This window comes from Falsibacillus albus, from assembly GCF_003668575.1.
Taxonomy (GTDB): Bacteria; Bacillota; Bacilli; order Bacillales; family DSM-25281; genus Falsibacillus; species Falsibacillus albus.
This window is the reverse complement of the sequence record NZ_RCVZ01000005.1, coordinates 47,538-60,469: the sequence shown is the minus strand read 5'-3', so window position 1 is coordinate 60,469 and position 12,932 is coordinate 47,538. Positions and strand designations below refer to the sequence as shown.

The window sequence follows — 12,932 nt, the reverse complement described above, 5'->3', positions numbered from 1 at the left end:
TGTTTGATAAGTAAGGAGAGAACCAGTATGTCAGCAAGAGATATTTCCGTCCTGCTCAGTGTCATCCTGATCGTAGCCATGTTGATCATCCCGCTTCCGGCCTGGATGTTAAGTGTGTTCATCATCATCAATATATCTCTCGCACTTTTAGTCCTGCTAACATCGATGAATATGCAGGAGCCATTGCAATTTTCCATTTTTCCTTCCTTATTGCTCCTGCTTACATTATTTCGGCTTGGACTGAATGTTTCGACAACGAGGTCTATTTTGAGCAGAGGGGAAGCAGGCGGCGTTGTCGAAACGTTCGGAACGTTCGTTGTTGGTGGAAATGTTTTGGTCGGCCTGGTGGTCTTCTTGATCTTGATCATCATCCAATTCGTCGTCATTACAAAAGGTTCGGAGCGTGTTTCAGAAGTTGCGGCAAGGTTCACTTTGGATGCCATGCCTGGGAAGCAAATGAGCATCGATGCCGATTTGAATGCTGGCATGATTTCAGAGCATGATGCAAGGGAACGCCGTGAAAAAGTCGGCAGGGAAGCCGACTTTTACGGGGCGATGGATGGTGCAAGTAAGTTTGTTAAAGGTGACGCCATCGCCGGAATCATTATCGTCTTAATCAATTTGATCTTTGGAATCATTATCGGAATGACGCAAAAGGGGCTCGGTATTGCAGACGCAGCCACGAAGTATTCGCTGTTGACGGTTGGTGACGGGATTGTCAGCCAAATACCTGCACTGCTCATTTCGACTGCGACAGGTATCGTCGTGACAAGGGCTGCTTCGGATGGAAACCTTGGGCAGGATATCGTATCACAGCTGCTGGCTTATCCTAAAATGCTCTATATTGCTGGAGGGACCATTTTCCTTTTGGGGATTGCGACACCGATCAATGATTTGCTTACTATACCGATTGCAGCTGCGTTGGGCATTGGGGGGTATATGCTTTCCAGGGTTCCTGAACAAGATCCGAATGAACTGCTCGATCAGGAAGAGGAAATGGAAACCGATGAAATGAAAAGTCCCGAGAGCGTTGTGAATTTATTGAATGTCGATCCGATTGAATTTGAATTTGGATATGGCTTGATTCCATTGGCGGATGCCAATCAAGGAGGGGACTTGCTTGATAGGATCGTCATGATAAGGAGGCAGCTGGCTCTCGAGCTGGGCCTAGTCATACCGGTCGTCCGCATCCGTGACAATATCCAGCTCCAGCCAAACGAATATCGTTTGAAGATCAAGGGAAATGAAATGGCGCGAGGTGAGCTTCTGCTTGATCATTACCTTGCCATGAGTCCCGGCGGGGATGATGAATCCATCGAAGGAATCGATACGATTGAACCTTCATTTGGTCTTCCTGCCAAGTGGATTACAGAGGATCAAAAAGAGCAGGCTGAAATCTTTGGCTATACCGTCGTCGATCCGCCTTCCGTCGTTTCCACGCACATCACAGAAACAATCAGGACGAATGCTCATGAGCTCCTTGGAAGACAGGAAACCAAACAGCTTGTTGATCATCTAAAGGAAACTTATCCGATCTTGGTGGAAGAGGTCACCCCAACACCGTTAACTGTCGGTGAAGTACAAAAAGTATTGGCGAAGCTTTTAAGGGAAAGTGTCTCGATCCGCAATTTGCCCATCATTTTTGAAACGTTGGCCGATTTCGGAAAAATGAGCTCTGATACTGATTTGTTGACGGAATATGTAAGGCAGTCTTTGGCAAGGCAAATTACATCTCAATATGCAGTCGATGGATCGCAATTGAAGGTCATCACTCTCTCAGGGAAAATCGAAAAGATGATCGCAGAAGGTGTGCAGCAAACGGAACATGGCAATTATCTTTCCATCGATCCTAATGATTCACAGCAAATCCTGGAGGCAATAGCGAATCAAGTGGAGCAGTTGTCGCTTGTCGAACAGGCGCCAATCTTGCTATGCTCGCCTGCCGTCCGGATGTATGTAAGACAAATGACCGAAAGATATTTCCCTCAAATGCCAGTTTTATCCTATAATGAATTGGAAGCGAATATTGAAGTACAAAGTGTCGGGGTGGTGAATGTAGCATGAAGGTAAAGAAATATGTCGCTCCATCCATGACGGAAGCGATGCAGAAAGTAAAAGGCGAGCTTGGGGAAGATGCCGTCATTTTAAACTCCAAACTCATTTATACAGGTGGGATTCTTGGCCTTTTCAAAAAAAAGAATATTGAAGTGATTGCTGCGATTGATTCGAATCAATCTCAACCGGCACAGATCGTGAAGGAAAAACCTCAAATTTTGGTAGAAAAAGAGATTTCAAGAAACTCATCCGCTCCACAACGGAATGAGCAAATGGAAAAAGAAATGGTAGAGCTTAAAAGGATGATTTCCAATTTGTCCATCCAAGCGCTTCCTGATTCAGCTCAATATCCAAATCAGGTAAATGAAGTCATTCAGCAGCTGATTTTACAGGATATAGGTACCCAAACCATATCGGATATAGGTCAAGCACTGGCTGAGAAATGGAGGAATACGAAAGAAGATGTTGGGAAACAGGACATCATACGGTGGTGCAAGGCTGAGTTATTGAAGAAAATTTCCAATGTCCATTTTGGAGGCATTTCATTTCAAAAAAAATTCATTAATATTGTTGGGCCAACAGGTGTTGGGAAAACGACCACTCTTGCAAAGATAGCAGCTGAAGCCGTCATTAATCAGAAAAAAAAGGTGGCATTCATCACGACGGATACTTATCGCATCGCTGCGATCGATCAACTGAAAACCTACGCCAGCCTTTTGAATGTGCCAGTTGAAGTGGTATATAAATTAGAAGATTTCAAACATGCAGTAGATTCTTTCAAGGATTATGATCTTATTTTCATCGATACGGCAGGGCGTAATTATCGGGAAGAGAAATATGTCAATGAGCTTCAACAAGTCATTGATTTCGATGCTGAAATGGAAACCTTCCTCGTACTTTCATTGACCTCGAGGGAATCCGATCTGGAGAACGTTATCCAGCAATTCAAACGCGTCGGCATTCATCGGTTCATATTTACGAAGCGGGATGAAACAGCAAGTTATGGAATGATCTACAACTTGATCCTCAAGCATCGGATCGGTGCAGCCTATTTAACGATAGGTCAGGATGTCCCTGATGACATCGAAGAAGCATCTTCAACCCGTGTGGTTGATTACTTATTGGAAGGTATGGGCCTATGAGTGATCAAGCAGAAAGACTCCGTCAAAAAATGCAGGAGCAGCAAACCGCCAAAAGCAGCAGCAAGGCCAAAACCTCTGCCATCGTGAGCGGAAAAGGCGGTGTCGGCAAGTCCAATATTTCCGTGAATTTTTCATTATCACTTGCAAGTAAGGGATACAAGGTTTTACTCATTGATTTCGATATTGGTATGGCTAACATTCATCTGCTCCTAGGAACAGCTGCTGAAAAAAGCATCGTCGATTATTTGGAGGACAAGAACCTTGCGATCAATGACGTCATTGTCCCGGTTTCTACAAACCTTTCGTATATAGCTGGTGGAAATGGACTGTCACAAATATTTGAAATGAGTGAGGATTACATTTCCAGGCTGCTGTTCGGTTTAGAGGCGCTGGAAAGCGATTTTGACTATATTCTTTTTGATATGGGGGCAGGAGCCACCAGCGTCTCTCTTCATTTTTTACTATCGGTGGACGACATCATCGTCATCTCGACGCCTGAACCCACCTCCATCACAGATGCTTACTCGATGATAAAGTTCATTACGCTAAAAGATCCCAACTCCACTCGGAAGTTCTCCGTCATTTGCAACCGTGCAGAAAGTGAAAGTGAAGGAAAGGAGACTATGCAGCGACTGAAGACAGCTTCAAATAAATTTCTAAATATTGAAATCAGTGCATTAGGGATGCTCCCTGAAGACCCTCATGTCAAAAAAAGCGTCTTGAAACAACAGCCATTCTCACTGGGATTTCCAAAAGCACCTGTCTCGTTGTCCCTTGAAACAGTCGTTCGGAATTTTCTATCCGAAGAGGATTCAAGAGTGATGACAATGACAAAGACAAGCTTTCTATCAAGACTTCGAAATCTTTGGATTGAAAGGTAGGGGGCCTGATGAAACTAATTAAAGTATTAGTAGTCGATGATTCAGCCTTCATGCGGAAATTAATCATCAATTTTTTAGAAGAGGAACCATTCATTGAAGTGGTGGGATTTGCCCGCAATGGTGAGGATGCTTTGAAGAAAATAAACATATTGCAGCCTGATGTCATCACTTTGGACATAGAAATGCCCATCATGAATGGGCTGGAAGCATTGAAGAAAATAATGCAAGAGATTCCTACTCCTGTAGTCATGCTTTCAAGCATGACAAAAAAAGGAGCCGACCAAACAGTTCAAGCAATGGATTTCGGAGCTGTTGATTTTGTGGCGAAGCCATCAGGGACGATCTCACTTGACCTCCATAAGATCAAGGACGTTTTGGTTCAGAAAGTAATTTCGGCGAGCAAAGTGCATGTTTCCAAGTTAGCGAAACCCCTATTAGAGGAAACAAAAGACTTTTTTCAGCCGGAATTGTCCCAATTTATAGAAAATGAAGTGAAAGAAGTTCAATCACCAAGGGTCGAGGCAACCAAATGGAGTCCCGATAGTGAAAAACTGATTTGCATCGGAACCTCTACAGGAGGGCCAAGAGCTTTACAGCAAGTTCTTACAAGCCTTAAGGAATCGATCGATGCACCGATATTATGTGTACAGCATATGCCGCCTGGTTTTACCAAATCATTGGCGGACAGACTGAATCAGCTGTGCGAAATCACGGTGAAAGAAGCGGAAGATGGGGAGATATTGAGAAAAGGTTGTGCATACATCGCCCCGGGCGGCTACCATCTTTGCGTTAAAACGGTTGGAAAAAGTGCAGCCATCCAACTTAATCAATCCCCTCCGAGGAATGGTCATCGGCCTTCGGTGGATGTCATGTTTGAATCCATCAGTGAGCTGCAACAATACGATAAGGTTGCAGTCATCATGACAGGGATGGGCTCGGATGGAGCAACCGGTCTCAAAAGCTTGAAGGACAAAGGGAATTGCAGAATCATAGCAGAATCTGAAAATACATGCATTGTATACGGAATGCCCAAAGCGGCGCTTCAGACCAATCTCGTTGATGATGTTGAAGACTTGGGGCAAATCGCCAATGCTATTTTAAAATATATGAATAGAGAGGTGTCGAGAAGATGGAAATGAATCAATATCTAGAAGTTTTTATTGAAGAAAGCAGAGAGCACTTGCAAGCATGCAACGAACATATTTTGTCTTTGGAGAAGAATCCGGAAGATTTGACCATAGTCAATGAAATTTTCCGGTCAGCCCATACGCTTAAAGGGATGTCTGCCACCATGGGATATGAAGACTTGGCCCACTTGACCCATATGATGGAAAACGTGCTCGACGCAATACGCAATGAAAAAGTAAAGGTCACTCCAGATGTATTAGATGTCGTCTTTCTATCAATTGATGATTTAGAAGCGATGGTCGAATCGATTGCCTCAGGCGGCGATGGCAAACGCAACATTACAGAAGTCGCAGATAAGTTGAAACAGATTGAAGAAGGCGAATTTCCTCACTCCAGTCTGGACAACTCCGACGCCAAGACAGAAGTTGCTGCAGCCGTGGCTGCTCCAGAAAGAAAGCCCTCCAAAAATGAATACGATCAATTTGAACAAACAGTCATTCAGCAATCTAAAGATCAAGGATTTGAATGCTTTGAGATTTCAATATCGCTTAGAAGTGATTGTTTACTGAAAGCTGCTAGAGTATATATGGTTTTTGAAGTGCTGGAAAAGAGCGGGGAAGTCATCCGATCCAATCCATCGGTTGAGAAGCTGGAAGAAGAACAATTTGACGATGAATTCACCGTTACATTGATAACGAAAGAAAGCTCCGAAGATATACATAGTAAAATCATGAAAGTATCGGAAGTCGAATTGGTTGAGATCGCTTTCGTAAACTTGGAAGAGACTGTCCATGAAGTTATCAATGATGCACCGCCGGAAGAGACAAAGGATATTCAACTCCCTGAGGCTGCTAAAAAGTCAACTGAAGAAGCTGCTAAATCATCCGGGCCAAAGACGATTGCTTCCAATAACAAGACGATCAGGGTCAGTATTGAGCGGCTGGATAGTTTGATGAACTTATTCGAAGAGCTGGTCATTGATCGTGGAAGACTTGAGCAAATTTCCAGGGAACTGGACCATCCGGAACTGCATGAGACGGTTGAAAGGATGTCGCGGATATCCGGGGATTTACAAAGCATCATTTTAAATATGCGGATGGTTCCGGTAGAAACGGTGTTTAATAGATTTCCTCGCATGGTCCGCCAATTGGCAAGGGATTTAAATAAAATGATCAACTTGGAAGTCATAGGGGCTGAAACGGAGCTCGATCGTACGGTCATCGATGAGATAGGAGATCCTCTTGTCCACTTGCTGAGAAACGCAATGGACCACGGCATCGAAAAACCAGAAATCAGAAAGGCCAATGGAAAGCCTGAGGAAGGGACGATCCAGTTAAAGGCATACCACAGCGGCAATCATGTATTTATAGAAATTGAAGATGACGGAGCAGGGATCAACAAGGAGCGGGTATTGCAGAAAGCGATATCAAAAGGCATTATAACAGAACAAACTGCACAGACATTAACAGATCGCCAGGTTTTTGAGCTTATCTTTGCATCAGGATTTTCGACAGCTGAAGCGATCTCAGATATTTCCGGGCGCGGCGTAGGCCTCGATGTAGTTAAATCGACGATCGAGTCATTGGGCGGGACGATTACGATTGATTCAAAGGAAGGCAGCGGCTCAATTTTCTCCATTCAGCTTCCTTTGACGCTTTCGATTATTTCGGTCATGCTTACAGAAATCCAAAAAGAAAAATATGCGATTCCACTTTCATCCATCATTGAAACAGCAATCATCAAAAAATCGGATATTCTCCATGCCCATAATCAAAAGGTCATTGACTTCCGTGGAAGAGTGGTGCCGCTTGTCGAATTGAAAGAAGTTTTTGACGTACCTGGAGGAGAAGAAGAAAACGAATTTTTATCATTGGTCATCGTAAGAAAAGGCGATAAAATGGCTGCGCTCATCGTCGATTCATTCATCGGACAGCAAGAGGTTGTCCTCAAGTCGCTGGGGAACTATTTAACCAATGTTTTCGCCATTTCCGGAGCCACGATCCTGGGTGATGGGCAGGTAGCATTGATATTGGATTGCAACGCATTAATTAAATAGGGATAGGGGGAGAGTACATGAGTGAAATGGTAAAAGACGTGTTAAATCAAACTAAATTCATAGTCTTTCAATTGGCAGATAAAGAATATGCGATTCCTGTCAATCAAGTTCGATCAATTGAAAAATTGCAGCATATAACCCGTGTGCCGGGAACAGTAGATTTCGTGGAAGGGGTCATTAACCTTCGAGGTGTGGTGACACCGATCGTCGATATGAGGAAGCGATTCCTATTACCGGAAGCAGCGTATACGGAAAGCACGAGAATCATCATCGTAGCTTTCAATGAAATGGAAGTAGGCTTCATCGTCGATGCAGCAAATGATGTCCTTGACCTTTCCGCCGATTCAATCGAACCCCAGCCCGATGTCGTGGGTGCAATTGAAGCGGAGTACATCAGCAGTGTCGCAAAATTAGAAAAAAGGCTATTGATATTAGTGCATTTGGAAAAGGTATTAAATCCAATAGATTAAGGATTGTTGCAAATGGGAATAGAACAAAGGATCACAAACCTGCACTTGGATGTTTTAAAGGAAATTGGCAACATTGGGGCTGGGCATGCAGCTACGTCATTGTCGACATTATTGAACCGAAAAGTGGATATGAAGGTCCCCAATGTCCATATCGTTTCTTTTGATGAAATGATGGAGATGGCAGGTGGAGCGGAAAATGTAGTGGTGAGTGTGTTTTTGAGAATCGAGGGTGATGCACCGGGGAGCATGTTTTTTCTATTATCCTTGGATCAAGCAACTCGCTTCCTGCATCAAATGACGGGAGATCCCACCCTTTCGCTCGAAGAATCGCCATATGCTGAAATGGCCGTTTCTGCCATGCAGGAATTAGGCAATATTTTATCAGGTTCCTATTTATCATCATTAGCAAATTTTACGAATTTAAACTTGTATCCTTCTGTGCCGGCTTTAAGCATCGATATGGTCGGGGCCATTGTCGGCTATGGGTTAATTGAGTTATCCCAGACGAGCGACTATGCCATCGTCATCGATACTGCCTTGAATGAAGAGGGGTCTGTGAAGGAAAATAGTGTAAAAGGGCATTTTTTCCTTCTTCCCGATCCCCCATCGTTTGAAACGATATTCAATTCCTTAGGGGTCCCAATCAATGGTTAGTTTAATGGAAGTGGTAAAGGTAGGCATAGCTGACATGAATGTGGTGAAAGCTCCGCAGTCCATTCGGACGACAGGACTCGGTTCTTGCGTTGGGGTCGTATTGTATGATGAAACATCCGGAATCGCGGGACTCTCACATGTGATGCTGCCTGATTCAGCTTTGAACAAAGATGGTGCGAAATTAAACAAAGCAAAATTTGCAGATACAGCAATAGCGGATTTAAGAGATTGCCTGATTCGTTCCGGGGCGATCCCGTCGCTGCTTAAGGCAAAAATTGCAGGCGGTGCACAAATGTTTCAGTTCGCTTCACAAAGTGATGTGATGAGAATAGGTCCAAGGAATGTAGAAGCAGTGAAAAAGGAGCTGCAACGATTCAACATAAAGCTTGCAGGAGAAGATGTCGGAGGGAATAATGGGAGAACGATTGAGTTTGATACCGAAACGAGTCTGCTTCATATTAGAACGGTAAGCAAAGGGGAGGCCGTTCTATAATGTCTGGGTCTTTCGTTTGGAATTTATGGTTCGCCATTATCGGGTTCACCTTTTATTTTATTCTTTCATTCCCAAGCCACTTGCCGCGAGCCGTGATGATCGGCTCAATAATATCCGGGTTCATCTTCTTTATCACTGCTTTTATCATTCGATGGGCGATAGCCTTTATTTTAAAGGAAAGCAAAGATGGGCTGCCTCAAGATGTGGGAAATCATTACGAAGATCTTCAATATCTGCAAACTGGACATGAAAATAGTGGAGAAATCGACAGTGAAGAAACAGCGAGGATCATTCAATCATTATTAAAAGAGTAGTTTTTCTGCCAACCCCCATCTTGAAAATGGCACATTCGCAAAGGAAGAATAATGATGGGAACAGGCGGTTTCTAAAAAAATCCATATATAGATTTAGGTGTATGGTCAGATATTTTTTTCCTGGCTATTTTGCTATAATAATACTAACAACGCGGCGAGGAGGAGAACCATGTCGCATGTATCGACAAAGGAAGAATACAAATTATGGGATGCTTGGATGAATGACCGTGATACGGAAGCGGGCGACCTATTAGTGAGAAAATATTTGCCCCTTGTTTCATTTCACGTCCAGAGAATTGCGATTGGGCTTCCCCGTAATGTCTCGAAAGAAGATATTAAAAGCCTTGGGATGATGGGATTATTAGATGCATTGAATAAATTCGATCCTTCAAGGGATTTGAAATTTGATACATATGCCTCCTTCAGAATAAGGGGGGCGATCATTGATGGGCTGAGGAAAGAAGACTGGCTGCCTAGGAGCACGAGGGAACGGGCGAAAAAAATTGAGCAGGCAATTGAATTCCTTGAGCAGAAAAACATGAAAACCGCCACTGTTGAAGAGATTTCCAGCCACTTGCACCTGTCGTCGGAAGAAATATCGCAAACGATGAACGAACATTTTTTCTCCAATGTTCTCTCGATCGATGAGCATATATACGATCATGACGATAAAGAAGGCCAATCGTTCTCGGTAAAAGACGAAAATGCGCCGACTCCTGAAGAACAATTGGTTAAAGGTGAATGGATCGAGGAATTATCTGAAGTCATCTTAACTTTAAATGAGAAAGAACAGTTGGTTCTCAGCCTTTTCTACCATGAAGAACTAACACTTACCGAAATCGGGGAAATCTTAAGTTTATCCACTTCCAGGATTTCGCAAATCCATTCAAAAGCATTATTTAAGTTAAGGAAAACACTCATCCAATTTCAATGAGTGCCAGGAAAGGCTGTTAAGCTGAAAAATGCTTTATTTTTCAATCCTGTAACGGAAATCAACCATTTCTCTTCAATATGAGCATGAAACTCACAAAAACAGCATTTAAAAATGAGGTGCTTTCATGAGTTTAAAATTAATCGAAATGCAAGTGGCTCTTCCGAGGACTTTAGATGCTAGCAAAACAGCCGAACTGATTCAACAAAGGGGACAGGTCATCAACGAAGAAGCTTCCGCACAGCTTGAGAAAACTTCAGTGGAAAAGAGGAGTCAGATTTCCAAGAGCGAAAACGCTGAAAAGAATTCCAATGATAATAAGCAGGAAAAGCCCAAGCATCCTCATTCTTCCGGCAAAGATAGACGGAAAGACAACAAGGGCTATCAACACCCTTATAAAGGGAATAATTTTGATTACAGCCAATAAGGAGATCAAATGGTTACTTTTTTATTAATCGTTTCTTTCATTTTTAATATCGTGATCATGTTTTCGGTCGTTCTTCTTTATGTAAGGCAAAACAGATTAGTGGAAACAGAAAATAATCAACGAAAAATGATGAATGAGATGGAAGACGTGATAACGGCTTATTTAATCGAAATGAAGGAGGAAAATGAAAAATTCCTCTCACAGATCCAAGAGGTCAAAGAAAACAAACCAATGAAAGCAGCCGTCGAGTCAGATGATATGACGGAGATCGCTCCATCACACAAAAGAAGACATGCGGTTAGTGCCTACAAGAAATCCCTTTCCCCTGGAAGAGATGATTTGATCATATCCGAGGCCGAACAAAAGGTCGATCGAGACGAGGCAGAAAACACGTTCCTTCAAAAAGCGATGGATCTTCAAAAACAAGGGCTATCCATTGACGAAATTGCAAAAGAATTAAATACTGGAAAAACAGAAATTGAGCTGTTATTAAAATTTCGTCAATTCCAGTGAAGAAGGACTTGATTGCCAGGCACGCTTATGCTATATTAATTCATGGTGTGATTACACACGCTCCATGATGCAACAGTTGGTGCTATCTTAAGGATAGTTTCTGTTGATAGATGATTGGGGCGGAGGAAAAATAAAACCAATTTAGGAGGAAACACACATGTCAGTAATTTCAATGAAGCAATTACTTGAGGCTGGTGTTCATTTCGGTCACCAAACTCGCCGCTGGAACCCTAAGATGAAGAAATATATCTTCACTGAGCGTAACGGCATCTACATCATCGATCTTCAAAAAACAGTTCGCAAAGTTGAGGAAGCATACAACTTTGTAAAAGAACTTGCAGCTAACGGAGGAAAAATCCTTTTCGTTGGTACAAAAAAGCAAGCTCAAGAATCTGTTAAAGAAGAAGCAGAACGCAGTGGAATGTACTTTGTCAACCAACGTTGGTTGGGTGGTACATTGACTAACTTCGAAACAATCCAAAAGCGTATCCAACGTTTGAAAAATATTGAAAAAATGGCTGAAGACGGTACTTTTGAAGTACTTCCTAAAAAAGAAGTTGTTCAGCTTAAAAAAGAACAAGAGCGTCTTGTGAAATTCCTTGGTGGAATCAAAGACATGAACGGTCTTCCTGATGCTTTATTCATCATCGATCCTCGTAAAGAGCGCATCGCTGTTGCAGAAGCACGCAAATTGAACATCCCGATCGTTGGTATCGTTGATACGAACTGTGATCCAGATGAAATTGATTATGTAATCCCTGCAAACGATGACGCAATCCGTGCAGTTAAACTCCTAACTGGTAAAATGGCGGATGCTATCCTTGAAGCTAAGCAAGGTGAAGAAGAAGCGGCTGTAGCTGCTGAGTAATGAATTAAGGTGATAAGTGGGATGCACCCTTATCACCTTTTTTTAAAGATTGAGCCTTGGCAAATAGCCAATTATGATTTACATAAACCTTAAGGAGGACTTTCATTATGGCAATTACTGCACAAATGGTAAAAGAATTACGTGAAAAAACAGGTGCTGGCATGATGGACTGCAAAAAAGCACTGACTGAAACAAATGGCGATATGGATCAAGCAATCGACTTCCTTCGTGAAAAAGGTATTGCGAAAGCTGCTAAGAAAGCTGATCGCATCGCTGCAGAAGGTACTACTTTCATCCTAAGCGAAGGCAATGATGCTGTTATTCTTGAGGTAAACTCTGAGACAGACTTCGTTGCGAAAAACGAAGGTTTCCAAAACCTTGTAAAAGAACTTGCTACACATTTGTTGAAAAACAAACCTGCAAACGTTGAAGAAGCTGTTTCTCAAAAAATGGAAAACGGCAACACTGTTGAAGGCCACATCAACGAAGCGATCGCTAAGATTGGTGAGAAGCTTACTCTACGCCGTTTCGAAATCAAAACAAAAGGCGACAACGCTGCATTCGGTGAATACCTGCATATGGGCGGCCGCATTGGAGTGCTGACTGTAATCGAAGGAACAACTGACGCGGAAGTGGCGAAAGACGTTGCTATGCACGCTGCTGCATTGAACCCTAAATATATCTCCCGCGACCAAGTTTCTGAAGAAGAAGTTCAGCGTGAGCGTGAAGTGCTTACTCAACAAGCTCTTAACGAAGGTAAACCTGAAAACATCGTTGCAAAAATGGTTGAAGGCCGCCTAGGCAAATTCTTCGAAGATATCTGCATCGTGGACCAATCTTTCGTTAAAGATCCAGATCAAAAAGTAGGCAAATTCGTTCAATCCAAAGGCGGTAAGATCACTGCTCTTGTTCGCTACGAAGTAGGAGAAGGAATTGAAAAACGCCAAGACAACTTCGCAGAAGAAGTAATGAGCCAAGTTAACAAAAAATAATAATAGAA

General features: G+C 42.8%; 14 protein-coding genes. All 14 read left to right on the top strand.

Annotated features, from left to right (window positions below; translation table 11 throughout):
* The first annotated feature begins 27 nt into the window (after positions 1 to 27).
* The 14 genes from flhA to tsf all read left to right on the top strand — a co-directional run bounded on the left by flhA (position 28) and on the right by tsf (position 12,924).
* Complete coding sequence (gene flhA, locus D9X91_RS08875) at positions 28 to 2,064, top strand: flagellar biosynthesis protein FlhA (RefSeq protein ID WP_121680254.1); 2,037 nt, start codon at positions 28 to 30, stop codon at positions 2,062 to 2,064.
* The gene (gene flhF, locus D9X91_RS08870; RefSeq protein ID WP_121680253.1) at positions 2,061 to 3,197 is read left to right on the top strand and encodes a flagellar biosynthesis protein FlhF; all 1,137 of its coding nucleotides are present in this window, start codon (positions 2,061 to 2,063) and stop codon (positions 3,195 to 3,197) included. Before flhA ends, flhF begins: the two co-directional genes overlap by 4 nt.
* On the top strand, positions 3,194 to 4,078 hold the full coding sequence (locus D9X91_RS08865) for a MinD/ParA family protein (protein WP_121680252.1): 885 nt from the start codon (positions 3,194 to 3,196) through the stop codon (positions 4,076 to 4,078). Before flhF ends, D9X91_RS08865 begins: the two co-directional genes overlap by 4 nt.
* A gap of 8 nt (positions 4,079 to 4,086) precedes the next feature.
* Positions 4,087 to 5,217 carry a protein-glutamate methylesterase/protein-glutamine glutaminase gene (locus tag D9X91_RS08860; protein ID WP_121680251.1) on the top strand — a complete coding sequence of 377 codons (1,131 nt, stop codon included), beginning with the start codon at positions 4,087 to 4,089 and terminating at the stop codon, positions 5,215 to 5,217.
* Positions 5,208 to 7,262: a chemotaxis protein CheA gene (locus D9X91_RS08855; RefSeq protein WP_121680250.1), complete on the top strand. Its 2,055-nt coding sequence runs from the start codon at positions 5,208 to 5,210 to the stop codon at positions 7,260 to 7,262. Before D9X91_RS08860 ends, D9X91_RS08855 begins: the two co-directional genes overlap by 10 nt.
* A 17-nt stretch (positions 7,263 to 7,279) precedes the next feature.
* Positions 7,280 to 7,732, top strand: coding sequence for a chemotaxis protein CheW (locus D9X91_RS08850; RefSeq protein ID WP_407644183.1), 453 nt, complete (start codon positions 7,280 to 7,282; stop codon positions 7,730 to 7,732).
* A gap of 12 nt (positions 7,733 to 7,744) precedes the next feature.
* Complete coding sequence (locus D9X91_RS08845) at positions 7,745 to 8,386, top strand: chemotaxis protein CheC (RefSeq protein ID WP_121680249.1); 642 nt, start codon at positions 7,745 to 7,747, stop codon at positions 8,384 to 8,386.
* Positions 8,379 to 8,879, top strand: coding sequence for a chemotaxis protein CheD (locus D9X91_RS08840; protein WP_121680248.1), 501 nt, complete (start codon positions 8,379 to 8,381; stop codon positions 8,877 to 8,879). The genes D9X91_RS08845 and D9X91_RS08840 overlap by 8 nt, the downstream gene beginning before the upstream one ends.
* A complete protein-coding gene (locus tag D9X91_RS08835) occupies positions 8,879 to 9,193 on the top strand; it encodes a hypothetical protein (protein ID WP_121680247.1) in 315 nt (104 codons plus the stop codon). The genes D9X91_RS08840 and D9X91_RS08835 overlap by 1 nt, the downstream gene beginning before the upstream one ends.
* A 169-nt stretch (positions 9,194 to 9,362) precedes the next feature.
* Entirely contained in the window at positions 9,363 to 10,127 is a 765-nt protein-coding gene (locus tag D9X91_RS08830; protein WP_121680246.1) for a FliA/WhiG family RNA polymerase sigma factor, read from the top strand.
* 124 nt (positions 10,128 to 10,251) lie between these two features.
* Positions 10,252 to 10,551: a hypothetical protein gene (locus tag D9X91_RS08825; protein WP_121680245.1), complete on the top strand. Its 300-nt coding sequence runs from the start codon at positions 10,252 to 10,254 to the stop codon at positions 10,549 to 10,551.
* 9 nt (positions 10,552 to 10,560) lie between these two features.
* Positions 10,561 to 11,064: a hypothetical protein gene (locus D9X91_RS08820; protein ID WP_121680244.1), complete on the top strand. Its 504-nt coding sequence runs from the start codon at positions 10,561 to 10,563 to the stop codon at positions 11,062 to 11,064.
* 157 nt (positions 11,065 to 11,221) lie between these two features.
* Positions 11,222 to 11,932 (top strand): 30S ribosomal protein S2, encoded by a 711-nt coding sequence (rpsB, locus tag D9X91_RS08815; RefSeq protein WP_121680243.1) that lies wholly within the window; start codon positions 11,222 to 11,224, stop codon positions 11,930 to 11,932.
* Between the two features lie 107 nt (positions 11,933 to 12,039).
* Complete coding sequence (gene tsf / locus D9X91_RS08810) at positions 12,040 to 12,924, top strand: translation elongation factor Ts (RefSeq protein WP_121680242.1); 885 nt, start codon at positions 12,040 to 12,042, stop codon at positions 12,922 to 12,924.
* The last annotated feature ends 8 nt before the right edge of the window (positions 12,925 to 12,932 follow it).

Coding starts and splice junctions, on each gene's coding strand:
- D9X91_RS08820 (WP_121680244.1), top strand. CDS start 10,561: ATGGTTACTTTTTTATTAATCGTTTCTTTCATTTTTAATATCGTGATC.
- D9X91_RS08825 (WP_121680245.1), top strand. CDS start 10,252: ATGAGTTTAAAATTAATCGAAATGCAAGTGGCTCTTCCGAGGACTTTA.
- D9X91_RS08830 (WP_121680246.1), top strand. CDS start 9,363: ATGTCGCATGTATCGACAAAGGAAGAATACAAATTATGGGATGCTTGG.
- flhF (WP_121680253.1), top strand. CDS start 2,061: ATGAAGGTAAAGAAATATGTCGCTCCATCCATGACGGAAGCGATGCAG.
- D9X91_RS08860 (WP_121680251.1), top strand. CDS start 4,087: ATGAAACTAATTAAAGTATTAGTAGTCGATGATTCAGCCTTCATGCGG.
- D9X91_RS08835 (WP_121680247.1), top strand. CDS start 8,879: ATGTCTGGGTCTTTCGTTTGGAATTTATGGTTCGCCATTATCGGGTTC.
- D9X91_RS08840 (WP_121680248.1), top strand. CDS start 8,379: ATGGTTAGTTTAATGGAAGTGGTAAAGGTAGGCATAGCTGACATGAAT.
- D9X91_RS08865 (WP_121680252.1), top strand. CDS start 3,194: ATGAGTGATCAAGCAGAAAGACTCCGTCAAAAAATGCAGGAGCAGCAA.
- flhA (WP_121680254.1), top strand. CDS start 28: ATGTCAGCAAGAGATATTTCCGTCCTGCTCAGTGTCATCCTGATCGTA.
- D9X91_RS08850 (WP_407644183.1), top strand. CDS start 7,280: ATGAGTGAAATGGTAAAAGACGTGTTAAATCAAACTAAATTCATAGTC.
- D9X91_RS08855 (WP_121680250.1), top strand. CDS start 5,208: ATGGAAATGAATCAATATCTAGAAGTTTTTATTGAAGAAAGCAGAGAG.
- tsf (WP_121680242.1), top strand. CDS start 12,040: ATGGCAATTACTGCACAAATGGTAAAAGAATTACGTGAAAAAACAGGT.
- D9X91_RS08845 (WP_121680249.1), top strand. CDS start 7,745: ATGGGAATAGAACAAAGGATCACAAACCTGCACTTGGATGTTTTAAAG.
- rpsB (WP_121680243.1), top strand. CDS start 11,222: ATGTCAGTAATTTCAATGAAGCAATTACTTGAGGCTGGTGTTCATTTC.